Annotated in this window: 24 protein-coding genes; 10 read left to right on the forward strand and 14 right to left on the reverse strand. The window is 68.7% G+C overall.

The annotated features are described in order from the left end of the window. Positions 1–28: 28 nt before the first annotated feature. Positions 29–1,240: an amidohydrolase gene (locus ABD844_RS33120; protein WP_344886748.1), complete on the reverse strand. Its 1,212-nt coding sequence runs from the start codon at positions 1,238–1,240 to the stop codon at positions 29–31. A gap of 69 nt (positions 1,241–1,309) precedes the next feature. Here ABD844_RS33120 and ABD844_RS33125 point away from each other — a divergent pair, with 69 nt between their 5' ends. From ABD844_RS33125 to ABD844_RS33135, 3 genes are all read left to right on the forward strand, one after another. Further along, a complete protein-coding gene (locus ABD844_RS33125) occupies positions 1,310–1,774 on the forward strand; it encodes a TIGR03618 family F420-dependent PPOX class oxidoreductase (protein ID WP_344886750.1) in 465 nt (154 codons plus the stop codon). Between the two features lie 120 nt (positions 1,775–1,894). Continuing rightward, entirely contained in the window at positions 1,895–4,456 is a 2,562-nt protein-coding gene (locus tag ABD844_RS33130; RefSeq protein WP_344886752.1) for a glycosyl hydrolase family 18 protein, read from the forward strand. Positions 4,457–4,667: 211 nt separating this feature from the next. Further along, positions 4,668–5,501, forward strand: coding sequence for a glycerophosphodiester phosphodiesterase (locus ABD844_RS33135; protein WP_344886753.1), 834 nt, complete (start codon positions 4,668–4,670; stop codon positions 5,499–5,501). Positions 5,502–5,609: 108 nt separating this feature from the next. On the opposite strand, the gene ABD844_RS33140 is transcribed toward ABD844_RS33135, so the two are convergent. The 5 genes from ABD844_RS33140 to ABD844_RS33160 all read right to left on the reverse strand — a co-directional run bounded on the left by ABD844_RS33140 (position 5,610) and on the right by ABD844_RS33160 (position 10,284). Next, a complete protein-coding gene (locus ABD844_RS33140) occupies positions 5,610–6,374 on the reverse strand; it encodes a class I SAM-dependent methyltransferase (RefSeq protein ID WP_425568704.1) in 765 nt (254 codons plus the stop codon). A gap of 66 nt (positions 6,375–6,440) precedes the next feature. After that, the gene (locus ABD844_RS33145) at positions 6,441–7,850 is read right to left on the reverse strand and encodes an MFS transporter (protein ID WP_344886756.1); all 1,410 of its coding nucleotides are present in this window, start codon (positions 7,848–7,850) and stop codon (positions 6,441–6,443) included. Positions 7,851–7,982: 132 nt separating this feature from the next. Continuing rightward, entirely contained in the window at positions 7,983–8,429 is a 447-nt protein-coding gene (locus ABD844_RS33150; RefSeq protein ID WP_344886758.1) for an Rrf2 family transcriptional regulator, read from the reverse strand. Positions 8,430–8,610: 181 nt separating this feature from the next. Further along, positions 8,611–9,183: a hypothetical protein gene (locus tag ABD844_RS33155; RefSeq protein WP_344886760.1), complete on the reverse strand. Its 573-nt coding sequence runs from the start codon at positions 9,181–9,183 to the stop codon at positions 8,611–8,613. A gap of 159 nt (positions 9,184–9,342) precedes the next feature. Beyond that, positions 9,343–10,284 carry an RNA polymerase sigma-70 factor gene (locus ABD844_RS33160; RefSeq protein WP_344886762.1) on the reverse strand — a complete coding sequence of 314 codons (942 nt, stop codon included), beginning with the start codon at positions 10,282–10,284 and terminating at the stop codon, positions 9,343–9,345. 204 nt (positions 10,285–10,488) lie between these two features. Here ABD844_RS33160 and ABD844_RS33165 point away from each other — a divergent pair, with 204 nt between their 5' ends. The 5 genes from ABD844_RS33165 to ABD844_RS33185 all read left to right on the forward strand — a co-directional run bounded on the left by ABD844_RS33165 (position 10,489) and on the right by ABD844_RS33185 (position 14,191). Beyond that, the gene (locus tag ABD844_RS33165; RefSeq protein WP_344886763.1) at positions 10,489–10,986 is read left to right on the forward strand and encodes a carboxymuconolactone decarboxylase family protein; all 498 of its coding nucleotides are present in this window, start codon (positions 10,489–10,491) and stop codon (positions 10,984–10,986) included. Between the two features lie 33 nt (positions 10,987–11,019). Continuing rightward, positions 11,020–11,778 (forward strand): SDR family oxidoreductase, encoded by a 759-nt coding sequence (locus tag ABD844_RS33170; RefSeq protein ID WP_344886765.1) that lies wholly within the window; start codon positions 11,020–11,022, stop codon positions 11,776–11,778. 99 nt (positions 11,779–11,877) lie between these two features. Further along, a complete protein-coding gene (locus tag ABD844_RS33175) occupies positions 11,878–12,462 on the forward strand; it encodes an isochorismatase family protein (RefSeq protein WP_344886767.1) in 585 nt (194 codons plus the stop codon). A gap of 32 nt (positions 12,463–12,494) precedes the next feature. Continuing rightward, positions 12,495–13,691 (forward strand): cytochrome P450, encoded by a 1,197-nt coding sequence (locus ABD844_RS33180; RefSeq protein ID WP_344886769.1) that lies wholly within the window; start codon positions 12,495–12,497, stop codon positions 13,689–13,691. Between the two features lie 131 nt (positions 13,692–13,822). Beyond that, the gene (locus tag ABD844_RS33185; protein ID WP_344886771.1) at positions 13,823–14,191 is read left to right on the forward strand and encodes a hypothetical protein; all 369 of its coding nucleotides are present in this window, start codon (positions 13,823–13,825) and stop codon (positions 14,189–14,191) included. A gap of 114 nt (positions 14,192–14,305) precedes the next feature. On the opposite strand, the gene ABD844_RS33190 is transcribed toward ABD844_RS33185, so the two are convergent. From ABD844_RS33190 to ABD844_RS33220, 7 genes are all read right to left on the reverse strand, one after another. Then, on the reverse strand, positions 14,306–14,512 hold the full coding sequence (locus ABD844_RS33190) for a hypothetical protein (protein WP_344886773.1): 207 nt from the start codon (positions 14,510–14,512) through the stop codon (positions 14,306–14,308). Positions 14,513–14,750: 238 nt separating this feature from the next. Beyond that, positions 14,751–14,954, reverse strand: coding sequence for a hypothetical protein (locus ABD844_RS33195; protein ID WP_344886775.1), 204 nt, complete (start codon positions 14,952–14,954; stop codon positions 14,751–14,753). A gap of 218 nt (positions 14,955–15,172) precedes the next feature. Next, the gene (locus ABD844_RS33200; RefSeq protein ID WP_344886777.1) at positions 15,173–15,619 is read right to left on the reverse strand and encodes a prevent-host-death protein; all 447 of its coding nucleotides are present in this window, start codon (positions 15,617–15,619) and stop codon (positions 15,173–15,175) included. 201 nt (positions 15,620–15,820) lie between these two features. Beyond that, positions 15,821–18,643, reverse strand: coding sequence for a vitamin B12-dependent ribonucleotide reductase (locus ABD844_RS33205; RefSeq protein ID WP_344886779.1), 2,823 nt, complete (start codon positions 18,641–18,643; stop codon positions 15,821–15,823). After that, entirely contained in the window at positions 18,640–19,095 is a 456-nt protein-coding gene (gene nrdR / locus ABD844_RS33210; protein ID WP_344886781.1) for a transcriptional regulator NrdR, read from the reverse strand. Before nrdR ends, ABD844_RS33205 begins: the two co-directional genes overlap by 4 nt. Before the next feature lie 768 nt (positions 19,096–19,863). Next, complete coding sequence (locus tag ABD844_RS33215) at positions 19,864–20,175, reverse strand: LysM peptidoglycan-binding domain-containing protein (RefSeq protein WP_344886783.1); 312 nt, start codon at positions 20,173–20,175, stop codon at positions 19,864–19,866. Beyond that, positions 20,166–20,306, reverse strand: coding sequence for a hypothetical protein (locus ABD844_RS33220; protein WP_344886785.1), 141 nt, complete (start codon positions 20,304–20,306; stop codon positions 20,166–20,168). Before ABD844_RS33220 ends, ABD844_RS33215 begins: the two co-directional genes overlap by 10 nt. Before the next feature lie 820 nt (positions 20,307–21,126). On the opposite strand from ABD844_RS33220, the gene lexA reads away from it, so the two are divergent. Beyond that, positions 21,127–21,834 (forward strand): transcriptional repressor LexA, encoded by a 708-nt coding sequence (gene lexA, locus ABD844_RS33225; RefSeq protein ID WP_344886787.1) that lies wholly within the window; start codon positions 21,127–21,129, stop codon positions 21,832–21,834. A gap of 355 nt (positions 21,835–22,189) precedes the next feature. On the opposite strand, the gene ABD844_RS33230 is transcribed toward lexA, so the two are convergent. Continuing rightward, a complete protein-coding gene (locus ABD844_RS33230) occupies positions 22,190–23,053 on the reverse strand; it encodes a nucleotidyltransferase domain-containing protein (RefSeq protein WP_344886789.1) in 864 nt (287 codons plus the stop codon). Between the two features lie 140 nt (positions 23,054–23,193). Here ABD844_RS33230 and ABD844_RS33235 point away from each other — a divergent pair, with 140 nt between their 5' ends. Then, entirely contained in the window at positions 23,194–24,228 is a 1,035-nt protein-coding gene (locus ABD844_RS33235; protein WP_344886791.1) for a MalY/PatB family protein, read from the forward strand. Positions 24,229–24,230 lie beyond the last annotated feature (2 nt).

Below are 24,230 nucleotides of genomic sequence, written 5' to 3' on the forward strand. Positions count from 1 at the left end.
ACTATGTGCCCGGCGCATCTACGGGCGCTTAACGCTCACTTGATTCGCGGTAGTAAGGATCCGCCACCACGGATTCACCGTCCGTGTACGAATACACCTCCCGGCCGGAAATGAACACCCTCAGCGCCCGGCTCATGACGTCCAGCGGGTCGCCGGACCAGATGACCACGTCACCGTCGAGCCCGGGCCGCAGCGCGCCCACCCGGTCGTCGAGACCCATGATGCGGGCGGGGTTCACGGTGATCGAGCGCAGCGCGGCGGCCGGGTCGAGGCCCTCCTTGACCGCCAGCGTGGCCTGGTGGACGAGGAAGTGGATGGGCACGACGGGGTGGTCGGTGGTGATGGCCAGCTCGACGCCCGCGCGGTCCAGGATGCCGGGGTTGCGCAGCGAGCGCTCGCGCAGCTCGACCTTCGACCGGCTGGTGAACAGCGGGCCGATGATGACCGGCACGTTCCGCTCGGCCAGGGTGTCGGCCAGCAGGTGACCCTCCGTGCCGTGGTTGATCACGAGGCGGTAGCCGAACTCGCCGGCCAGCCTGAGCGCGGTGGCGATGTCGTCGGCGCGGTGGGTGTGCTGGCACCACGGCAGCTCGCCGTCCAGCACGCGGACCAGCACCTCCAGCGTCCCGTCACGGTCGAACGGCTTGTCCTCGGCCGCGGCGGCGTCCCGCTTGGCCCGGTAGTCCTGGGCCTTCATGAACGCGTCGCGGATCACGGCGGCGACGCCCTGCCGGGTGGAGGGCAGCTTCTTCTGGTCGCCGTAGACGCGCTTGGGGTTCTCGCCGAGTGCGCTCTTGACGCTCACCGGCTCCTTGATCAGCATCTCGTCCACGGATCTGCCCCAGCACTTGACCGCGACCGTCTGGCCGCCGATCGGGTTGCCGGAGCCGGGCTTGATCACGGCGCTCGTGACGCCGCCGGACAACGCGTCGCCGAAGGCCAGGTCCGCCGGGTTGATGGCGTCGAGCGCGCGCAGGCGGGCGCCGTTGGGGTCGGTCATCTCGTTGGTGTCCTGGCCCGCCCAGCCCTCGGCCTCCTCGTGCACGCCGAGGTGGCCGTGGGCCTCCACGAAGCCGGGCAGCACCCAGGCGCCCGCGGCGTCCACGACCGGGATGCCCTCGGGCACGGCCACGTCCCGGCCGACCGCGGTGATCTTCCCGTCCTGGACGAGTACGGTTCCACCGTCAATGGGGTCGCCGTCTACCGGCACGACATATCCACTGGTAATGGCAACATTCATGACTCGTAACCTATCGGTGGGCTAGGGTGATGACTCTCCACCCCGGCTCATCCATGTGAAGGTCAGTCAATGTCGGACACCAGCGACCTGGGCGTGAGCCCTCTCTCGCTGCGCGACGAGGAGCTGTCGGACCTGCTGGCCGGGCAGCGGTTCGGCGCACTGGCGACCATGACCGCCGGTGGCCGCCCGCACCTGTCCACCGTCGCCTACACCTGGGATCCGCGACGGCGCGTCGTACGGATCTCGACCGTCGCCGACCGGCCCAAGGTGCGCCAGTTGCACCAGAACCCGCGCTGCGCGCTCTATGCGGCCAGCGACGACTTCTCGTCGTACGTGGTGGCCGAGGGCGAGGCGGAGCTGTCGCCGGTGAGCGACGAGCCGGGCGACGAGGTGGGCAGGGAACTGCTGGCGCACCTTGGACCGGTCGGCGACGAGGAGACGTTCCTGCGCCGGGCGGTCACGGACCGGCGGCTGGTGATCAGGCTCAGGGTGTCACGGCTGTACGGGAGCGCCCTGCCCGTCGCCTCCGCGTAGCGCGCCACCGGTCGCGATCACCACCAGGACCTGTGCCAGGGGTTCGCCCTTGCAAGTTGCCCAGTGGCGGCTTACGATCCGCGTAATTGTTAGGAAACTTTCTTTAAAGAAAGGTCCGACGTGCGCCGATTAGCCACCCCCCTGATCGCCGTTCTCGTGATCGTCGCGCTGTGCGGGCTGCCCGCGCAGGCCGCGAGCCGCCTCGTCGCCACGTTCGCACTGTCCGGGACCACGGGCACGTTCGTGGTGAGCAACCCAGGCACGACCGCCGTGACCGGCTGGTCGATCGTCTTCGAGTTGCCCGCCGGAGTCACCGCGTCCAGCCCGCAGAACGCCACCATCCGGCAGAACGGCACCAGGGTGACGCTCACTCCCGCCTTCTACATCAACACCCTCCAACCGGGCAGGACCACCGAGCCGTACAGCCCGAAGGTCACGCTCAGCGCCGCCGTGCAGCCCGTGAGCTGCCTGATCGACGGCGCGAACTGCGACGGCAGCGGCGGCGACCCGCCCGCCAAGCCGCCGGTGAGCGCCACCTACGACGTGAACGGCACCTCGGCCAAGTTCGTCGTGGCCAACAACGGCACCACCCCGCTCAACGGCTGGTCGATCGTCTTCGACCTGCCCTTCGGGGTCACCACGAGCAACGCCCAGAACGGTTCGCTCAGCCAGAGCGGGCGTACCGTGACCCTCACCCCCGCCCACTACAACACGACCGTGAACGCGGGTGGGACCACCGAGCCGTACAGCCCGGCGTTCACGCTCAGCACCGCCAATGCCGAGCCCACGAGCTGCCGGATCAACGACGTGAACTGCGACGGCTCCCCCGACGCGCCGCCGGCCGCGCCGGGCAACCTGCGCTCGCCCGCCCACACCACGAAGACCGTCTCGCTCGCCTGGGACGCCTCCGTGCCGGGCAGCCTCCCGATCACCGGGTACGACGTCTACAACGGCTCCTCGCTCGCCACCTCCGTGACCGGGACCTCGGCCACGGTGTCCGGGCTGACGCCGTCGACCGAGTACACGTTCACGGTCAAGGCCAAGGACCGCAAGGGCACGACGTCGCCCGCGTCCTCGGCACTGAAGGTGACCACCCGCAACCCGGCCGACGACACGCAGCCGCCCACCGCGCCAGGCGATCTGCGCAGCACGGCGAAGACGTCGTCCAGCGTCACGCTGGCGTGGTCCGCCTCATCCGACAGTTCCGGCATCGCCAGCTACGACGTCTACATCGGCTCTTCGGTGGCCGCGACCGTCACCGGCACCACGGCGGTCGTCTCCGGACTGTCCCCTTCGACCGAGTACTCGTTCACCGTGAAGGCCCGCGACCTGTTCGACAACGTCTCCCCCGCCAGCGCCGTGGTGCGGGCGACCACCGCGGACATCGTCGAGAACGGCTACGCCCGCGTCGGATACTTCGTGCAGTGGGGCATCTACGGCCGCCAGTACTTCGTCCGCAACCTCGACACCACCGGCGCGGCGGACAAGCTCACGCACATCAACTACGCCTTCGCCAACATCGACCCGCAGAACCTGACCTGTCTCCAAGGCGTCACCAAGGGCACCACCACCAACCCCCAGGACCCGAACCAGGGCGACGGGGCGGGCGACGCCGAGGCCGACTACGGACGGCCGTTCAGCGCCGCCCAGTCGGTGGACGGCGTGGCCGACACCGGCTGGGAGAAGCTGCGCGGCAACTTCAACCAGATCAAGAAGCTCAAGGCCAAGCACCCGCACCTGAAGGTGCTGATCTCGCTGGGCGGCTGGACGTACTCCAAGTACTTCTCCGACGTGGCCGCCACCGACGCGGCCCGCAAGAAGTTCGTCTCGTCGTGCATCGACATCTACATCAAGGGCAACCTGCCCGAATACAACGGCGCGGGCGGCCCCGGCACGGCGGCGGGCGTCTTCGACGGCATCGACCTCGACTGGGAGTGGCCGGGCGCCGAAGGGCATCCGGGCAACCACGTCAGCCCGGCCGACAAGGCCAACAACACGCTGCTCATCGCCGAGTTCCGCCGCCAGCTCGACGCGCTGACGACCACGACGGGCAAGAGGTACCAGCTCACGGCCTTCACCCCGGCCGACCCGGCCAAGATCGCCGCCGGCTGGGACCTGCCCGAGGTCGCCAAGCACCTGGACATCTTCAACGTCCAGGGGTACGACTTCCACGGCGCGGGCAGCGACAACTCCTGGGAGCCGAACCGTACCGGGCACCAGGGCAACCTCTATCTCGACAGCGACAGCCCGTACAACCCGGACTTCAGCGTCGAGAAGGCCGTGGACGTCTACCTCCAGGCCGGGGTGAACCCCCGCAAGATCACCATCGGCCTGGCGTACTACGGCCGCGGCTGGCAACAGGTCACCGACGGCGGCAAGTACGGCGAGTGGCAGCAGGCCAACGGCGCCGCCCCCGGCCAGTTCCAGGAGGAGGCGGGCACGCGGGGCTACAGCAACCTGCTGGCCATGGTGCCGGGCTGCACGATCCGGCACGACGAACTGGCGGTGGCCACGTACTGCTACACCGGGAACGGCGGGCAGTGGTGGACGTTCGACGACGCCTGGTCGATCGGCAAGAAGACGGCCTGGCTGCGGAGCAAAGGGCTGCTCGGCGCGATGATCTGGGAGATGTCCGGTGACACCGGCGCCCTGACCACCGCCCTGGACGCCGGCCTCCGCTGACCTTCGACACCGGGGCGGGACCACGGACGCCACCCGCCCCGGCCCACCCTCGCGCACGCGCCCCCAGGCGTCACCGCCGCCGCCCCCGTGAATCCCGCGTGTCTAATGCTCATCCGCCAGGCACCGGCGGGCTACTCTGCTCTCAACTCCAAGTCATGCGATCTTGTCACCGTCGAGTCGTCGTTGTGTCTCTCCCCATCAGAGGAGATCCATGTTCAGGCGACTCGCCGTCCTCGTCGCGACCTCCCTCGTCCTCCCCCTCGCCTCGACCCCCGCCGAAGCCACGACCGCCGCCGCGGATGTCGTCAACGTCGCCCACCGGGGCGCCTCCGCCTACGCCCCCGAGAACACGATCGCCGCCTTCGAGCTGGCCGCCCGGCAGGGCGCCGACCTGTTCGAGCTGGACGTCCAGGAGACCAAGGACCACGAGCTGGTCCTGATGCACGACACGACGCTCACCCGTACCACCGACGTGGAGCGCGTCTTCCCCGGCCTCGCCCCCTGGAACATCGACGACCTCACCCTCGCCCAGATCCGCAAACTGGACGCCGGTTCGTGGCTGTCCGACAAGTACGACGGCGAGCGCGTCCCCACCCTGGGCGACGCGCTGCGCGCGATGAGCGGCTCAGGGCTGGGCCTGCTGCTGGAGGTCAAGGCGCCGGAGCGCTACCCCGGCATCGAGGCCCGCATCGCCGCCGAACTGCGCGACCACTCCTCCTGGACGGCCTCGGGCAAGGTGGTGGTGCAGTCGTTCAACTGGGACTCGATGCGCAGGTTCGGACGGTTGCTGCCCGACGTGCCGATCGGGCTGCTGGGGACGCCTTCGAGCGCTGAGCTGCCGGGGCTGGCCCGGTTCGCCGACCAGATCAACCCGCCGTACGGCACGCTCACGGCCTCCTATGTACGCCGCGTCCACTCCCTGGGCCTGGACGTCCTCACCTGGACCGTCGACAACCCGGACACCATGCGCCGCATGGTCGGATACGGGGTGGACGGCATCATCACCAACAAGCCCGACGTCCTGCGCGACGTACTCGGCTCCTGAACCCACGCCCTCTCGGGGCATGTCACTTATCGCGCGGAGGGGTGAGGCGGGCCTGACCACGTCGGGAGGGCCTGCCACGATCCCACAGCCGATCGTGACGAGGTGCCGTCAGTTGGCTTCCAGAACGAAGAACAGGAAGCTCAGGAACCTCGTCCCGGTGATCTCGCGGAACTCCTCGGGGAACAGTTCACGGGCTTCCGGCACAAACGGCGGTTCGCTGATGACGCTGATGCGAAAGCCGGCCGTGGTGAAGGCCTCGGTCATCGCGTGCAGCGGCCGGTCCCAGAAGCTCATCTGTGCGGTCTGCCCGCCCATGGTCCATTCTTCGATCCGGTTACGGGTCCCGAAATAGTGGGCCTTCTCCCCGGCCAAGCGACGCATGAGGGTGATGACGAAAGGATGATCGACCGAGACGAGGAGCCGGCCGCCGGGCCTCACCACGCGTCGCAGCTCGGCCAGTGTCGGCCCCCAGTCTTCCAGGTAGTGCAGCACCAGGGACGCGATGACGTCGTCGAACGCGCCATCGGGAAAGAGCAGTGGGCCGGCCAGGTCGGCGACCCGCAGATCCGCGTCGGCACCCAGCCTTCGCCGGGCCGTCTCCAGCATCCCGGCGCTCGCGTCGATGCCGGTCACGAGGGCGCCTCGATCCCGCAGCTCGGCGAACAGGGCACCCGAGCCGCAACCGGCGTCGAGGATGCGCCGGCCGGACACATCCCCAGCGAGTTCCAGCATCGCGGGCCGCTCGTAGTACGCGTTCGCGAGGCCGGTCTCGTTCTCGGCCGTGTACCCCTTGGCGATCCTGTCGTAGTCGTTGAACCTGGACGAATCTGCACGCTTCGCATGGTTCTCGGGCATAGTCGTCATGCGGGCCATTTTGGCTCACCCGTCACGGGCCGCGCAGACATACAGCCCGTTTGCCATGGCTGGATGGCCGATGTCCTAGTGAACGTTGTCCGCGTCGCGGGACGGTGTCGCCGCAAGGGCTACGGCGGGGCGCATCCGGTACGCGACGATCAACGCGGGGACGACGACCACGGCCATGGCCAGAAAGGCGTCAGAGAAGGCAGCGCCTTCGTGACCGGGGTAGAGAGGGTTGACGGCGCCGCTGCCGCTTTGCTGTCTTGCGGTCAGCAGCACACCGAACAGGGCCGGGCCGGCGCCCGCGCCGAGGAACTGGGCTCCTTGCAGGATCCCGAGGCCGACGCCGACCTGCTCGGCGGGCAACGCGCCGGCCGCGGCGCTGATGACCGGGGTCATCACGAAGATGAACCCGACGCTGAGCCCGAAAATCCCGACCCCCGCGGGGATCAGCGACGTGCCTCCCGTGAAGGTCGACAAGAACAGGACGAACAGTCCCATGGCTGCGAGGCCCGTCAGCACCAGGGGCCGGGTGCCGATGCGGTCAGAGAGACGGCCGATCAACGGCGAGACGACGGCGACGGCGACCCCGGCCGGGATCATGACCAGGGCCCCGGCTCCCGGGCCGAGACCGTTGACGTCGACCACCAGCAGCGGGACGAGCACCAGGCCGCCGAGGTTGACGATCATGGCCAGGAACGCGACGACGACCGCGGCCCGGTAGACCCGGTTGGTGAACAGCGCGGGCGGGACGAACGGCTGTGCGACGCGGATGGTGCGCCACGCGAAGAGCGCGATTGCCGCGATCGCCACCACGAGGCTGACCCAGGAAGAGGGCGCGGTCAGGCCGGCGACCTGTGCCTGAGTGATGCCGAACAGGACCAGCCCGGCCCCCAGGCCGAGGAGGATGCCGCCGAGAAGATCGAACCGGCTCGCACCCGCCGGAGCCTGGTCCGGTAGCACGCGCAACGCCGCAGGAAGCAGCACCAACGCGACCACCAGCATGAGCCAGAACAGCGCGGGCCAGCCGAGGAACTCGCCGATCCCGCCGCCGACGGCCGGTCCGGCGGCGGTGCCGATACCCGAGGCCGCGGAGATGACGCCGATCCCCATCCCTCGCTTGCCCTCCGGCATCAACCTGGTGACGGCAATGATCGAGAGCACGGGTATCGCGGCCGCGCCTGTCCCCATCACGATCCGCCCGAGCACGAGCACGGGAAGATCGGGAGAGAGTGCGCAGATCAGGCTCCCGGCGGCGTAGGTCAGCAGAGCGAAACCGAACAGACGCCGCAGGCTCACCCGGTCGGAGATGCGGCCGTAAAAGGGGATCCCGACCGAGAACATCAGCAGGAAACCGGTGACGACCCACGCGAGCTCCGCGTCTGAAGCCCCGAACTGTGCTCCGATCGACGGGAGTACGAGATTGACCATGTCGCTGGCGATGACCGTGACGAGCATCGCCGGCATGAGCACGGCCAGCAGGGCCGGCACGGAGCTGGTTCGTTCGGTTGTAGTCGACGTGAGTGTCATTCCAGGCGTCCTCCGCACGGCAGTTACTGCCACTGCTGTAGTTACAGTTAGGACAAAGAGAACGGCGGAGGACCTGCCCCCGCCACTGCTCAGCTAGCGATTCTGGGCCGCGAGTTCGCGCTCCCTGTCCAGCACCTGCCGGAGCAGGTGGGCGATGGTCGTTCGGCCGAGCCGCTCTTCCATGGCCCGTTCGGCGTCTTGGAACTCCACCTCGAGCAGGGCCTGCATGTGGCGCCCGACCGCGCACTGGTCGCTGGGTGGATGGGCGTGCCGCGACAGGATCGGCCCCGCCTCGACCGCGGCGTAGGCGTCGTAGAGGCTGATCTCGCGTGGGGCGCGGGCAAGGGACCAGCCGCCACCACGCCCCTCAGTGGACCACACCAGGCCGGCGTCCCGCAGACAGGCGAGGATGCGCCGCACGAGAACCGGATTGCTCGCCAGGCTGTCCGCGATCTCTGCGGAGGTCAGCGAGCGGTCGCCCGGGCGCGCCAACATCGTGAGCGCGTGAATCGCGACCGCACTCCTGCTGCTGAGACTCACCCTCACCCCTTCGGACTCCGCCGCGACACTGAGTGAACTGTAATGAGGCTAGTTGCAGTTCGATCGCTCGTCAATCCAACGCCTGATGGGCTTGGGCACGAAAGGCCGACGCCCCTCGCCAGAACCGAGCCGAGTCGCTTGCTGAACAACAAGATCAGAGATGGTCGAGACCGATGGTTGATTACCAGCCGTCCCACTTTCGGCAACCCCACCAGGGACCGGTCAGATGCCTGAGCCCGTATTCGTGGTCGTTGGCGCGCGGTTGACCATGAGTAGCCCACACGAAGCATCGCGAGCCCGCGATAGGCCAATCGCTGATCTGTAGTTCGACGCCGGTGAGCTCGTCCTTCTCTGTGAGAACGTGGCCGCATACCGGAAAGAGTCCTGTCCACGCGCAGACAGGAAGGTCTTGTGCGCCGCCGCGCAGGACGTCCTGGGCGAAGCCCTCCATGCTGGACCGGGAGAGGGCGAAGCGTGTCTTGAAGGGCAGGTCGGCGTCGACGGCGGCCCACAGCACCCAGACGATCAGGGGTAACGCGAGCCAGCCGAGGAATCGGCGCCGTACTGCGGTGGCGTCGTGTATCAACGCCACGATGAGGCGGACAGCCCAGTACAACACCAGCGGCACGAGAGCGAAGATCACTACCACGCCGGATTCGGTATAGCTGAAGGGGACGCTCACCCACCAGGCGATCACGAGGGTGGTGATCACGGCAGCGGCGTGGTAGCCCCATCCTGGTGGCTTGTCGATCACGGCGTCACCCTAGCGCTTGGTCGCCGCGATCTCCAGAGACGCGGATCGCCGCCAAGACCGGCATTCCCAAGACCTCGCTTCACCGGTGCCTGTTGACCACGCGCCATCACGGCTGACCTGGGACGTGTCGTCGTGCCCGCGCTGCCGGGCTCACCAAGCTCAGCGGGTTACGGCGGTTTCCCGCTCCACGCGTGACAGCTTCTCGGGATTGCGCACGTGGTAGGCGCCGGTGACGTAGCCGTTCTCGACGCGTACCGCCACCACGCCGTCGATCTCCCCGTCGACGCGGACGAGCAGCCCGGGGCCGCCGTTGATCTGGACCGGCTCGACCGACCGTTCCGCGTCGCGTTTCCACCAGCCGGCGGCCAGCAGGCGAGCCACCTGGTCGGCCCCCACGACGGGCCGCAGCAGGGCATGTTTGACTCCGCCGCCGTCGCTCAGGGCGACGACGTCCGGTGCGAGGATGTCGAGCAGGCTCTGCAGGTCGCCGGTTTCGACCGCTCGCTGGAAGGCCTGGAGCGCGGCCTGGGTCTCGGCCGGGGAGGCGATGCCGCGGGGGCGACGGGCGGCGACATGTGCCCGCGCCCGGTAGGCGATCTGACGGACCGCGGCGGGGCTCTTGTCGACGGCTTCGGCGATCTCGTCGTAGGCCAGGTCGAACACCTCGCGCAGCACGAACACCGCCCGCTCGGTCGGTTGGAGCGTCTCCAGCACCAGCAGCATCGCCATCGAGACGCTGTCGGCCAGTTCGACGTCCTCGGCCACGTCGGGCGCGGTCAGCAGCGGCTCGGGCAGCCACGGCCCAACATAGGACTCCTTGCGCCGGACGAGCGCGCGCAGCCGGTCCAGCGCCTGCCGGGTGACGATCCGTACCAGATAGGCGCGCTGCTCGCGCACGGTGGCCAGATCGACGTTCACCCAGCGCAGCCAGGTCTCCTGCAGGACGTCCTCGGCGTCGGTGGCCGAGCCGAGCATCTCGTAGGCGACGGTGAACAACAGGTTGCGGTGAGCGACGAACGCCTCGGTGGCCGAATCCACCCGATCGCCGCCATCGCGCGGCTCGACCGTGCCCGCAGTCCGCTCCGCGCTGCGCTCGTTCATGCCCGACTCCCGCCTGCTCGTTCCCAGCCCTGGTACACGCACTAGGACGCCGGCCCCCACCCCTCCATAACACCCACGGTAGGTGGCCTATGTCACATGACCGCACTGTTACAGGAGCCAGAACACCGCCGTCTCGTGTCTGTCAGGACGCCGCACGAACGACCCAGACAGCGCCACGACCCCACACCAGGAAAGGTCTCACCAATGTCCACACCCCCGACGACCGGCCTCCGGTCGCGCATGCCCAACCCCCTCCCCTTCGTCCCCGAGATGGCGGTGGTCGGCGAGGGCCTGCACAAGGTCATCAAGAACGGCTCGATTCCGCAGACCACCGTCCACCTGCTGCAACTGCGCGCCGGACAGATCCTCGGCAGCACCTACTTCACCATCAGGGAAACCGGCAACCTCCGCAGGATCGGAGAGCCAGAGGAGCGCATCACCGCCGTGGCCACCTGGCGCGACGCCACCTTCTTCACCGACGCCGAACGAGTCGCGCTGGAACTCGTGGAAGCCGTCCTCACCCCGAACCCCTCCGGGGAACGCGTCCCCGACGAACTGCACGCCAAGGCGGCCGCGCTCTACGACGACAAAGCGCTCTGGACACTCATCATGGCGATCGCCCACATCGGCTTCTTCACCCCCGCCGCCCTCATCGCCAAGCCGATCCCCGGCATGCCCCCCGGCCAGAACTACAACGCATAACCAGCACCGCAGCACATCAGAAGGACACACAGCATGAGCATCACCACGTTCGCGGTCGCGGGAGCGACCGGCCGACTGGGACGCCACGTCGTCGACGTCCTCACCGAACGAGGACACCACGTCGTGCCGATGTCACGAGCCACCGGCGTGGACATCATCACCGGCGAGGGCCTGACCGAAGCCCTCACCGACGTCGAAGTCATCATCGACGTCGCCTCCTGGCACGCCTCCGACCAGGACGCCGCGACAGAATTCTTCCGCACGTCGGCCCGCAACCTGCACCAATACGGCCGGCAGGCGGGCGTCACCCGGATCGCCATGGCATCCATCATCGGCGTCGACAACGCCACCGCCGGATTCCTCGCCGCCAAGAAGGTGCACGAAGAACTCCTCCTGTCCGGCCCGATCCCCGTCCGCATCCTGCGGGCCGCCCAGTTCCACGAGTTCGTTGGGCAGCTCCTGGACTGGCAGCAGGGCGACACCGCCTACCTCCCGGCCCTGCCCACCCAGCTCGTGGCCTGTCGCGCCGTGGCCGAGACACTGGCCGACCTCGCCCTCGCCCCCACCGCCCCGGCCCCGGGAACGCCGATCCCCGAGATCGCCGGCCCCCGCAAGGAGACCCTGGCCGAGGCCGCCCAGCTCCTCGGCGCCCGCCGAGGCATCAAAGTCGTCGCCGTCGACGGGGCCGGCATGCCCGACGCCGAGATCGCCGCCAGCGGCGGGTTCCTGCCCAGCCCGCACGCCGAACTCGCAGGGCCCACCTTCCAGGAGTGGCTCGACACCCAACCCTGACCCAGCCGCACGGCACGACCTCGCCCTTGTTCTCGAAACCCCACACCCCGGGGAGCCTCGAGAACAAGGGCTCACTCCGACGAAAAGGAGGGCTCACCCATGCCCGTCACCACCATCGACCCAACCACCGCACTCGTCCTCATCGACCTGCAAAACCTCGTCGTCAGCCTCCCCACCACCCCGCACACCGGCTCGCAGGTGGTGACCCGCGCCGCCGAACTGGCCGACGCCTTCCGCCACCACGGCGCCCTGGTCGTCCTGGTCCGGCTCACCGCCCGCACGGACGGATCAGACGCCCCGCCAGGACGCACCGAGATCCCCCGCCCGCCCGGCCCTCTGCCCGCGGGCTGGGACGACATCGTCGACGACCTGAGCGGCCACCCCGGCGACATCACCGTGACCAAACGCACCTGGAGCGCCTTCCACGGCACCGACCTCGACCTGCAACTACGCCGCCGCGGCGTCACCCAGATCGTGCTGGCCGGGATCGCCACCAGCATCGGCGTGGAGTCCACCGCCCGCGCCGCCTACGCACACGGCTACAACGTCACCCTGGCGACCGACGCCGCAGCCGACCGGGACTCCCAGGCGCATCACCACAGCCTGGAACGGATCTTCCCGCTCCTCGGCGAGCGCGGCTCCACCGCCGAGATCATCGGCCTGCTGGCCAAGACCCGCGCCTGACGGTCTCACACGATCACTGGATGAATGGACAGATGATAACGAAAGCGCTGGAATTGCCGCTGCACATGCGGCGGAACGGGCTCAACCCGGTCGAGGAACTGACCCGGGCCCGCGACAGCGAGGGCGTGGTACGGGTGACGACGCCGTTCGGCGCGCCCGCGTACGTGATCTGCCGCTATGAGGACGTTCGCCAGGTGCCGGCGGATCCGGCTCGGTTCAGCAGCGCCCTGACACCGTTCCCGGGATCCGGGCAGATGAACGCCGACGAACTGGCCAAGATGAAGGCCGGGCAGTTGATCGGATTCGACCCGCCCGAGCACACGCGGTTGCGCCGGATGCTCACCCCGGAATTCACGGTACGGCGGATGCGCAGGCTCGAGCCGCGGATCACCGAGATCGTCCAGACGGCCTTGGACGATCTGGAGCGGGCCGGCAAGCCGGCCGACCTGGTGGAACACTTCGCCCTGCCGGTGCCGTCGCTGGTGATCTGCGAGCTGCTGGGCGTGCCGCAGGCCGACCGCGCCGAGTTCCACGCGCGTTCCGTGCGCCTGCTGGACACCTCCTTGCCGATGGAGCAGCGCGTCGCGGCGCAGCGGGAGGACCGCGCCTACATGGCCGGGCTGGTGGCCCGCGCCCAGGCGGATCCGGGCGAGGACATGCTGGGCATGCTGGTGCGCGAGCACGGCCACGATCTCACCACCGATGAGCTGACCGGCATCGCGGGACTTCTGCTGCTGGCCGGGCATGAGACGACCTCGAACATGCTCGGCCTGGGCACCCTGGCCCTGCTGCGGCACCCGGACCAGTTGGCGATGATCCGCGAGGATCCGTCCCAGGTCGAGCCCGCCGTCGAGGAGCTCTTGCGCTGGCTGTCCATCGTGCAGTCGCTGCCGCCGCGCACGACCACGACGGATGTGGAGATCGCCGGGCATGCCATCCCCGCGGGATCACTCGTGATCTGCTCGTTTCCCGCCGCCAACCGCGACCCCGCCCTCGTCGACGATCCCGAGACACTCGACATCACCCGGGGAGCCGCCGGTCACGTCGCCTTCGGCCATGGGGTGCACCACTGCCTCGGGGCGCCGCTGGCGCGGATGGAGATGCGCATCGCCTTCCCGGCACTGCTGCGGCGCTTCCCCGGCCTCGCCCTGGCCGACTCATACGAGCAGGTGAATTTCCGGGTCTCCAGCCTCGTGTACGGCGTGCACACGCTGCGGGTGACCTGGTGAGCGGACAGCCGCCGAGAGCCGACACCTCACCCACCCGGCACCCGACCACCAAGGAGAGTGATCCCAGGTCAAGGCAGACCAAGCTCCTCTCCTCCGCTCATGCGAATCATGCGAATCATGCGAAGCGGCCCGTGCGTCCCCGGTTCTTCGGCCTGATGAAGGCGAGCACAGGGTTCCTGGCCGCCACGCTGCTGGTGCAGGGGATCACCGCTGGGCAGCTCCTGTCCGACGAGGGCAGCCGCCAGTTGCACCATGCCGCTGGCCCCGTCGTCACGGTCGCGATGGTCCTGCAGATCATCGCCGCGCTCCTGGTGTGGCGGGCGGGCCGCGGATCGGCGCGGTACCTGGCCGCCAGTGCGGTCCTGATGGTGCTGATCAGTGTCCAGTTCGTGGTTGGTGGGAGCGGCAACCTCGCCGTCCACGTCCCTCTCGGCGTAGCGCTCTTCGGCGCGGGCGCCGTCCTGGCGGCACAGGTCTGGTCACCCCGCCCCGCCGACTGAACTCACAGCCCGACTCACCCACCTCGGGTGCCACCAACCGTCGGGCTCGGCTCTGCTCCACCGCGTGTCGTCTCGCCGCGCACCGCGCTTCCGAAACGCCGATGTGACGTCGATCTACGAGACGTCCTCGTCCCAGTCCGGCTCATCCGGGTCGCGTAGCTGCCGGACACCGGCAGGACCCAGGTCGGGCTGGGCGAAGGAGCAGGTGCCGATCACGTTGATGTGCCGTCGAACGAACGGCGACAGCCGCGCAGCTCGCGGGCAGGCCGGGGCCGGCTCACCGGCCCTTCCCCACCAGCCATTCGCGCAGTTGCTCGTCATCACTGAGGCTGATCAACCGCACAAGCCCTCAGTTCTCACGGTGGTTCGGCGCGTCAACCTAGGTACGTCACGTACTGATCATTCAACCGCACGGCCGACCGTACGGTTGCATCAGATTTGTGAACGCGGCGTCGGCATGTCACCGACACCCCCGTTGCCGACCAGGCATTTCACGTCTAGCCGGAGCCCAAAATACTTGGGCAGTGCACTTATTCGAGAGGTGCGGCACTCCTCAGGATCAGACCCCGTCGGTCCAGTATTTCTGGAGTCGCGCGATGGCCTCCTCCTTGCTCATCCCCGCCACGGTCGTCTCGTCAAGACCCACCCTGGAGATCAACATGAACACGAGGTCTGCGGGCAGGGCCTCCGATGGCAACTCGGGGGCTCCGCGATCGGGTCTCACCTCGTTCTGGACGCACGCCCAGAAGGTCACCTCGTCCACCTGAAGTTGATCACGGAGAATGTGGCTCCAAATACCCGGGCCGTAGGTGCTTCGGTCGACCGGGTGAGAGATCCGGGTCCTCAGAATCCTGCCATCGGGAAGATCCAACTCGTAGGTGACATGGTGCGTCCCCGTTCCTCCCCGGGCGTTTCGCACCAAACGCCAGCCCTCGATCCGACAGAACCGGTCGTGATGCTCACGGGCAGGCTGGGGCCGGCTCACCGGCCCTTCCCTACCAGCCATTCGCGCAGTTGTTCGTCATCACTGAGGCTGATCAACTGCACAAGCCCCCAGTTCTCGCGGTGGTTCGGCGCGTCGAGCAGACGGGCCTGCCAATCCTCCGCATACTCACGGAGGCCCTCGATCATCTCCGCAATGGCTTGGTCAAAGGTCGCACCGTCCGCGGCGACAGGTAGCCCTGGAATGAAAACCGACCAGCCGCCGGCTTCAGGAAGCACCTGTGCTCGAGAAGGAGTGACCACCGCGAGGTAGTGCCGGAGTCTTTCAACATCCACGAAGGCCGTCACGGCTGACTCACGACGCACCGTTGCCACGCGACCTCTCTCGGCCGCATCCAAAAGCGCCTTGAGATGTGCACGAGCTTCTGTATAGCTGTCGAAGTGAACAGCGGTCATGACGAACCCCCCAGCGAGACGCACCTCCATGATGCCACGTCACCTTAGGTACGTCAAGTACGTCAAGTACGTAAGGCACGTCACGCGCGTCAGATGCGTCAAGTACGTCGCGTACTGATCATTCAGTCGCACGGCGACCGTACAGTTGCATCGGATTTGCGAACGGGGCGTCGGCATGTCACCGACGCCCCGTTGCCGACCAGGCATTTCACATCTAGCTGGAGCCCAAGATCAGCTGCACCCGCTGGTCGAGCCGCAGCCCTCGCAGACGTAGCAGCTACCGGCGGGACGCATCTTCGTGCCGCACGTCATGCAGAGCGGCGCGTCGGCCGTGAAACGCTGGTGGCTCTCCAGCGTCACCTCCCTGGCGGCCGGCAGCACCTCCGCCGTCGGCCGGGCGGCGGGCTCGATGGGGGCCGACTGCGCCAGCGCCTCGCGGTCCACCGTCTCCTGCAGGGCCGCCGGGTCCTCGCCGCGCTGCTGCGCCGCCCGCTCGGCCGCCGAGAAGATGCCCAGCGCCGCCCGCTCGTCATAGGGCAGGTGGTCGAGGGCCAGGCGGCGGAAGATGTAGTCCATCACCGAGGTGGCCATCCGGATGTCCGGGTCGTCGGTCATCCCGGCCGGCTCGAACCGCATGTTGACGAACTTGCTCATGTACGTCTCCAGCGGCACGCCGTACTGGAGCCCGATGGAGATCGCCACCGAGAAGGCGTCCATGACGCCCGCCAGCGTCGAGCCCTGCTTGGACATCTTGAGGAAGACCTCGCCCAGCCCGTCGTCGGGGTAGGACGAAGCGGTCATGTAGCCCTTGGCGCCGCCCACCGTGAAGCGGGTGGTCATGCTCGGCCGCTGGTTGGGCATGCGCCGCCGGGTCGGCCGGTTGACCTCGATGACCTTGACCTCGGGCTCCGCGGACTCCTTGGGCTCCTGCTTCTTGGAGCCGTCGCCCACCGACAGCGGCTGGCCCACCTTGCAGTTGTCGCGGTAGACCGCCAGGGCCTTGAGGCCGAGCCGCCAGCCTTCGAGGTAGACCTGCTCGATGTCGTCGATCGTGGCCGACTCGGGCAGGTTGACGGTCTTGGAGATGGCGCCGGACAGGAACGACTGCGTGGCCGCCATCATCCGGACGTGCCCCATCGGCGCGATCGCCCGCTCGCCCATCGCGCAGTCGAACACCTCGTAATGCTCCTGGCGCAGACCGGGGGCGTCGACGACGTGGCCGTGCTCGGCGATGTACTCGACGGTCGCCTCGATCTGCTCCTGCTGGTAGCCGAGCTGCTTGAGCGCCCGCGGGATCGTCTGGTTGACGATCTGCATGGACCCGCCGCCGACCAGCTTCTTGAACTTGACCAGCGCCAGGTCCGGCTCGATGCCGGTCGTGTCGCAGTCCATCATGAGGCCGATCGTGCCGGTGGGGGCCAGGAGGCTGGCCTGCGCGTTGCGGTAGCCGTGCCTCTCGCCCAGCTTCAGGCACTCCGACCACTGGCGGGACGCCTCGGCGTGGATCTTCGCGTCCATGGAGCCGATCGTGCGCAGGTCGTCGTTGGCCGCCGCGTGCTTGCGCATGACGCGCTTGTGCGGCTCGGCGTTCCTGGCATACCCGTCGTACGGGCCCACGACCCCGGCCAGCTCGGCGCTGCGCCGGTAGGACACGCCGGTCATCAGCGACGTGATCGCCCCGGCCACGGCCCGGCCGCCGTCGGAGTCGTACGCGTGGCCCGTCGCCATGAGCAGCGCGCCCAGGTTGGCGTAGCCGATGCCGAGCTGCCGGTAGGCCCGCGTGGTCTCGCCGATCTTCTCCGTCGGGAAGTCGGCGAAGGTGATCGAGATGTCCATCGCGGTGATGATCAGCTCGGTCAGCTTGACGAAGTCGGCCACGTTGAAGGTGTTGTCGTCCTTCAGGAACTTCAGCAGGTTGATGCTGGCCAGGTTGCAGGAGGAGTTGTCGAGGTGGACGTACTCGCTGCAGGGGTTGCTGGCCGTGATGCGGCCCGTCTCCGGCGTAGTGTGCCAGTCGTTGATCGTGTCGTCGTACTGGACGCCGGGGTCGGCGCACTCCCACGCCGCCTTGGCCATCTTGCGGAAGAGGTCTTTCGCGTCGACCTTCTCGATGACCTCGCCGGTCAGGCGGGCCCGCAGCGCGAAGTCGTCGCCCTTCTCCACCGCGCGCATGAACTCCTCGGAGACGCGTACGGAGTTGTTGGCGTTCTGGTACTGGACGCTGACGATGTCCTTTCCGCCCAGGTCCATGTCGAAGCCGGCGTCACGCAGCGCGCGGACCTTGTCCTCCTCGCGCGCCTTGGTCTCGATGAACTCCTCGATGTCGGGGTGGTCGACGTCGAGCACGACCATCTTGGCCGCCCGCCGGGTCGCCCCGCCCGACTTGATGGTGCCCGCGCTCGCGTCGGCGCCCCGCATGAAGGACACGGGCCCGCTCGCGGTGCCGCCGCTCGACAACAACTCCTTGGACGAACGGATCCTCGACAGGTTCACACCGGACCCGGAGCCGCCCTTGAAGATCACGCCCTCTTCCTTGTACCACTCCAGGATCGACTCCATCGTGTCGTCCACGGAGAGGATGAAGCAGGCGCTGACCTGCTGGGGCGACCGGGTGCCCACGTTGAACCAGACCGGCGAGTTGAACGCGAACACCTGGTGCGCCAGCGCGTGCTTCAACTCGTGGTCGAAGATCTCGGCGTCCTCGTCGGTCGCGAAGTAGCCGTGCTCGATGCCGGTCGTGGTGTAGACGCCGACGACCCGGTCGATGAGCTGCTTCAGGCTCCACTCCCGCTGCGGCGTGCCCACGGCGCCGCGGAAGTATTTCGTCGTCACGATGTTGGCCGCGTTGACCGACCAGAACTCGGGGAACTCGACGCCCCGCTGCTCAAAGTTGACCGACCCGTCACGCCAGTTCGTCATGACGACGTCGCGGCGCTCCCACTGGATCTCGTCATACGGGTGCACGCCAGGCGTGGTGAAGATCCGCTTCATCTTCAGGCCCTTGCGCGGACGCTTGCCCCCGCGCGCCACTGAACCGCTGGCCGTCTCCGTCATGACTCCCCCTTCTTCGCCTTCAACTGTGAGATCTCGGCCTCGAAGTCCGCCAGGCTCTCGAAACCGCGATATACCGATGCGAACCGCAGGTAGGCCACCTCGTCGAGGTCTCGCAACGGGCCGAGGATGGCCAGCCCCACCTCGTTGGAGGGGATCTCGGCCGCGCCCTTCGCCCTGATGGCCTCCTCCACCCGCTGCCCGAGCTGCGCCAGCGAATCCTCGCTGACCGGCCTGCCCTGACACGCCCGCCGCACGCCCGCGACGACCTTGTCCCGCGAGAACGGCTCCGTCACTCCGCTCCGCTTGCTCACCATGAGCAGAACGGTCTCCTGCGTGGTGAACCTGCGCCCGCAGTCGGGACAGGTGCGACGACGCCGGATCGCCGCGCCGTCGTCCGTGGAGCGGCTGTCGATGACCCTGGTGTCAGGGTGGCGACAGAACGGACAGTGCACGCTTTCGCCTCCAAGACCTGCGGCCACCACACACGCCGGAACCACCGTGACGGGACGCTCGCGCACACTCCACGGCTGTCCATGGAGCGGTCACGGAAACACAAGGTGTGGTGAACTACATCGGTGTAACTACTAGATGTTGTGGTCCAACGGTAGAAGCGCGCGACCATGAACGCAAGTTGAGCGCACCCATCCGACCGAAGTCGCTGATCAGCCCACCCTCCCCACCAGCCTCGGGCGTGTCGCTCCGGCTCGGGTGATCTTCCCGCAGGTGAGGCGTCACATCTGTTGCGTACAGGCTCACTCGCAAACAAACCTCACAACCCTACCGAACCCCACACCAACCACCTCTCCCCCACCAACCACACCCCTCCGACCCCCCAGACATTCGCCCCAACACCGGCCCGTCACCGCCCCAACACCTGCCCTCTGCACCCACAAGACCTGACCTCCTGACCTCCGGCCCACAACCCGCACACGGCCTCCACGCCGCCTGGTCCTGACCGCCGCGCCGAGGCCCGCCCGATCCTTTCCCAGACGCCGTCCCCCGCTCAACGGACGCGCCGTGAGCCTCCCGACAATCGTCGCCGCCGCCTCAGGACCTACCTCCAACCCGATCCTGACCCCCACGCCGACCTGGGCCCTTACCTCATTTCAACCCTGACTCCGCCCCCGACCATCCCGAAAGCCGCTCACAGTCTCCGAGCAGCCGTTCGCGATTCCCTCGTCCGTGTCCGCGCGCCGGACACCGGCAGGCGGCCTCGCCCGTCACCGTAAGGCGGCCGTGTCCTTCGGAACGTACAGGCGGGCGCCCGGCCGGATGAGGGAGTCGGGCAGCCCGTTCAGCCGCTTGATCTCCTCCACCACAGCCCCGGTGTCATCGCCCTCGGCCAGCGCGTCGGCGATCTTCCACAGCGTGTCCCCCTTGTGGACCTCGACCCACTGCAACCCGGTGTGCCCGGCCACCACGACCTGGACCGCCGCGTGCCCGGCCGCCCGCGTGCCGAGCCAGAACCCGCCCAGCGACAACAGCGCCACGCCCACCACGAGCACGACCCGCCCACGCCGGGTCAGCCGCACAGGCGCAGCACCCCGCCGCCCGGCCAAGCCACCGCCCCGCCCGGCCACGCCCGGTCCGGCCACGCCGGCCCGCCGCCCGGCCACGCCGTCGCTCTCTCCAGCCGTACGACCCCGCCGTCCAGCCGGGCCATCCTTCCGGTCGGGCGCGTCGGCCCGCCGTCCAGCCATATCAGCCCGTCGCCCGGCCACGCCGTCGCCCGACCCGGCCAAACCGGCACTCTGCCTGGCCGCACGGCCTCGCCGCTCAACCGGCCGCCCGGTGCCGGCCCTCCGACTGGCCACGGTGTCCTCGCCGCCCCCGGCGGCACCGCCACACGACGAGCCGATCACCCGCCCGAGCCCTCGCCCGCCCCCTGGCTCTCGGTCGCTCGTCCGCCTCGCGCCCTGACCGTTCTCCGGGTCGCGTCCGTTTCTCCGCTCGCGCTCCGCCGACCGCTGCGGTCTCTTCCCCCGCGAGCCCGCTCGTGCGCCCCTCCCCTGGGGCACGGCTTCGTCGGGCGGGTCGTTGCTCGTGCGCGGCGGCGGTACGAGTCGCAAATGGGGCCTTTCCCCACCACCCGTGCGCGGCGCCGATCTCCTACCGGAATTCGCGCGAACGGCACCCCCCGCACGCGTAATGTCTTCCCGTCGGTCCTTGCTCTGCGTGGCTTCGGCGATCAGTGTGAGCCGCTTGACGTCTTCGCTGGTCGCATCCGTACGTGTGGGCGTTCGCATGGTTGACCTCCCGCCGTGTGGCCTGAGGAAAAGGCCGAATTAAGATCAGCAAATCGAACACGGTGTCGATCGAACTCCCGTACGATGTTGTACACCACGCTGGCAACAATTTCGAGGAAGACTCGAACAATTGTTTGAAGATGATCTTCAACAGCGATACGGTCGCTGTGTGCGACATCAGGACCACAGACCGGGAGGTTCGCCGGTGAGGCGGGCCGCCAGGCGAGGAGGAAGAGCATGACCGAGCGGGACGACGCGAACGGGGTCAGCGACCTCGCGGTGCGCCGACGAGACTCCCTGGGCTTGACACCCAGGCAGCGCAAGATCCTCGAAGTGATCCGCGACTCGGTGCAACAGCGCGGATATCCGCCGTCGATGCGCGAGATCGGCGAGGCGGTGCAGCTCACCAGCACGTCCAGCGTGTCGCACCAGCTCACCGCGCTCCAGCGCAAGGGCTACCTGCGCCGCGACCCGCACCGGCCGCGCGCGCTCGAGGTGCGCCTTCCTGGCGAGCCCGTGCTGTGGGTCGACCCCGACGCGACCGACGAGGAGCCCACGGTCAACCGCCCGACGGCTGCCTACGTTCCGCTGGTGGGCCGCATCGCCGCCGGTGGCCCGATCCTCGCCGAGGAGAGCGTGGAAGACGTCTTCGCGCTGCCGAAGCAGCTCGTCGGCGAGGGCACGCTGTTCCTCCTGCAGGTCAGCGGTGACTCGATGATCGAGGCCGCCATCGCCGACGGCGACTGGGTGGTCGTGCGCCAGCAGCCGGTGGCGGAGAGCGGCGACATCGTGGCAGCCATGATCGAGGGCGAGGCCACGGTCAAGACCTTCAAGCGCAAAGACGGTCATGTCTGGCTGGTCCCGCACAACCCCAACTACGAGCCCATCCCGGGTGACGAGGCCAGCGTCCTGGGCAAGGTCGTGGCGGTGCTGCGCCGGCTCTAGCAGGCGAGAGCTCGGGCGCGCGCCCAACCGGTCGTGCCACGCACTGGCGCGCGCCAAAACATCCACCCACGGGGCACAACATCCTCCTCGGCCCCGAGGGTGCCGAGCGGTGCCTGCCGGTCACGCGCTACGCCCGTCGCCGCAACAGCACGCCTCCGCCATGGCTATGGAACGCTCCAAAGCGAGATCCTGACGGTCCTTGCACAGCCCCATGAACGGGGCCCGACGGTCCATCAAAGCCCCACGGACGCGGGCCCGGCGGTGCTTCACAACCCCACGGACGCGGGTCCTGCCGCTCTTCACAGCCCCAGCGCCCCATGAACGCCGGTAAGAACTCCCGTGCTCGCCCCCACCGTCAGACCCCCTCGATCCGGGCCCCGCTCCCCCCGTACAACGCATGCGCCGCCCCGATTGCCTGGTCCGCGAAGGCCAGGACGTCGCGCCTACGCTCGAACGGCGACCCGTAGAGCGACCGCCGGGGCGTTCCGAAGTGGTCGCCCAGCCCCGACACCGCACCCGACAGCGTCGCCTCGGCCGTGTCGTCCGCGCGCAGCCTCAGTGCCTCGTTCACCACCCGATGCCAGCGCTCAGGGAAGACCTCCAGGGCGTGCAGCCCGGCCCCCGTCTTCGAGGTGATCTCGCCGGTGGCCAGCGTGTAGTGCAGCCGCGCGACTCCGGTCACCACCCACACCGCGCCGTACCCGCCGAGGCAGGTCAGCCCCCACAGGGAGGCCGGGCGCCAGGCGCGGGTGACCAGGCGGCGCCAGTAGCGGTCGAGGTTGCCGTCGGCCCAGGCGGCCAGTACGGAGGGATCGTTCCAGATCTTCAGCTCCTCCGGCTTCGGCCCCCGGCAGGTCAGGCCGTGCCTGGCCAGCGTGTGCCAGGTGACCGGGTTCACCTCGCCCCGCCGGTTGAGCCGCCCCGCGTGCGCCCGGGGCCGCTCGCCCAGGGACGCGGGGTCACGGCCGAGGTCGTCCCAGGTGAGGTAGACGCCGTCGAAGGGATGGACCCCGAGCCTGGTGTGGATGCGTTCGAGTACGCCGACGGGCGGCGCGGCGGCCGTCACGGCCACGAAGTCGACGTCGCTCGTGTCGGGCCGGTAGTCGCCCAGAGCCGCCGAACCCTCCAGATAGAGCCCCTCCACCAGCCCGGGAGCCTCCGCGTCGGCCAAGGAGAGGTACGTCTCGACGATCGCGTCGATCTTCGGGTGAGGCGTCATGGCCGCCCAGCCTGCCACACTCCGCGCCGCTGCCTCATCACATTCGACAATCCTAGAATGGCCGGGTGAACGACGCATATCCCTCTTTAGACCTTAAATCCACGCATGATGGACTCAAGTGGGCAGCAGTCGATCCCGGGGTGATTCCGGCCTGGATCGCCGACATGGACCTGCCCACCGCCCCCGCCGTGGCCGAGGCCCTGCGCCGGCGGGCCGACGGCGACCTCGGCTACCCGACCTGGCTGATGGAGCCGACCGCAGGACCCCTGGCCGAGGCGTTCACCGAGCGCATGGCGAGCCGGTACGTCTGGCACCCCGACCCCTCCCTCGTACGCCCCTTCAACGACCTCAACCAGGCCCTCCAGGTGCTCCTCCAGATCTGGACCGCGCCCGGCGACGGCGTGGCGGTGCACACCCCCGCCTACCACCCGTTCCTGACCACGCTGAGCGTGATGGAGCGCCCCCTCCACCCCGTCCGGCTCGAACCGGACGGCGACACGTGGCGCTTCGAGGTGCCCGACCTGTCGGGCTGCCGGGTGCTCCTGCTGGTCAACCCGCACAACCCGACCGGCCGCGTCTTCACCCGCGCGGAGCTGACGGAGCTGGCCGAGCACGCCGAACGCCACGACCTGCTCGTCATCGCCGACGAGATCCACGCCGACCTGGTGTACGAACCGCACCGGCACATCCCGTTCGCCACGATCCTCCCCGAGCGCACGGTCACGCTCACGTCCGCGACGAAGGCGTTCAACCTGGGCGGCATCCGCTGCTCGGTCGCCCACTTCGGCCACCGGGGCGCCCGCGAGGCGCTGGAGCGGCAGCCACCCTTCGTGTACGGGTCACCGAGCGTGTTCGGCGTCGAGGCCACGGTCGCGGCCTGGCGGCACGGGGACGCCTGGCTGGCCGAGACCGTGGCCCTGCTCGACCGCCACCGGCGCACGATCGCCGCCCGCCTGCCCGGCGCGTTCGGCTACCGGATGCCGGAGGCGACGTACCTGGCATGGCTGGAGGTGGGCCGGCCGGGCATGGCGGAGGTGTTCGAGCGCGAGGCCAGGGTCCGGCTGAACGACGGCGCGGACTACGGCCCCGGTGGCGAGCACCACGTACGGCTCAACTTCGCCACCACCGAGGCCATCCTCACCGAGGTCCTCGACCGCCTGGCCCGCACCGCTTAGAA

It is taken from the genome of Nonomuraea antimicrobica (assembly GCF_039536965.1).
GTDB lineage: Bacteria > Actinomycetota > Actinomycetes > Streptosporangiales > Streptosporangiaceae > Nonomuraea > Nonomuraea antimicrobica.

Coding starts and splice junctions, on each gene's coding strand:
- ABD844_RS33125 (WP_344886750.1), top strand. CDS start 1,310: ATGTCGGACACCAGCGACCTGGGCGTGAGCCCTCTCTCGCTGCGCGAC.
- ABD844_RS33165 (WP_344886763.1), top strand. CDS start 10,489: ATGTCCACACCCCCGACGACCGGCCTCCGGTCGCGCATGCCCAACCCC.
- ABD844_RS33220 (WP_344886785.1), bottom strand. CDS start 20,306: ATGGCCCGGCTGGACGGCGGGGTCGTACGGCTGGAGAGAGCGACGGCG.
- ABD844_RS33190 (WP_344886773.1), bottom strand. CDS start 14,512: ATGACGAGCAACTGCGCGAATGGCTGGTGGGGAAGGGCCGGTGAGCCG.
- lexA (WP_344886787.1), top strand. CDS start 21,127: ATGACCGAGCGGGACGACGCGAACGGGGTCAGCGACCTCGCGGTGCGC.
- ABD844_RS33170 (WP_344886765.1), top strand. CDS start 11,020: ATGAGCATCACCACGTTCGCGGTCGCGGGAGCGACCGGCCGACTGGGA.
- ABD844_RS33230 (WP_344886789.1), bottom strand. CDS start 23,053: ATGACGCCTCACCCGAAGATCGACGCGATCGTCGAGACGTACCTCTCC.
- ABD844_RS33180 (WP_344886769.1), top strand. CDS start 12,495: ATGATAACGAAAGCGCTGGAATTGCCGCTGCACATGCGGCGGAACGGG.
- ABD844_RS33160 (WP_344886762.1), bottom strand. CDS start 10,284: ATGAACGAGCGCAGCGCGGAGCGGACTGCGGGCACGGTCGAGCCGCGC.
- ABD844_RS33200 (WP_344886777.1), bottom strand. CDS start 15,619: ATGGAGGTGCGTCTCGCTGGGGGGTTCGTCATGACCGCTGTTCACTTC.
- ABD844_RS33140 (WP_425568704.1), bottom strand. CDS start 6,374: ATGGCCCGCATGACGACTATGCCCGAGAACCATGCGAAGCGTGCAGAT.
- ABD844_RS33120 (WP_344886748.1), bottom strand. CDS start 1,240: ATGAATGTTGCCATTACCAGTGGATATGTCGTGCCGGTAGACGGCGAC.
- ABD844_RS33205 (WP_344886779.1), bottom strand. CDS start 18,643: ATGACGGAGACGGCCAGCGGTTCAGTGGCGCGCGGGGGCAAGCGTCCG.
- ABD844_RS33135 (WP_344886753.1), top strand. CDS start 4,668: ATGTTCAGGCGACTCGCCGTCCTCGTCGCGACCTCCCTCGTCCTCCCC.
- ABD844_RS33175 (WP_344886767.1), top strand. CDS start 11,878: ATGCCCGTCACCACCATCGACCCAACCACCGCACTCGTCCTCATCGAC.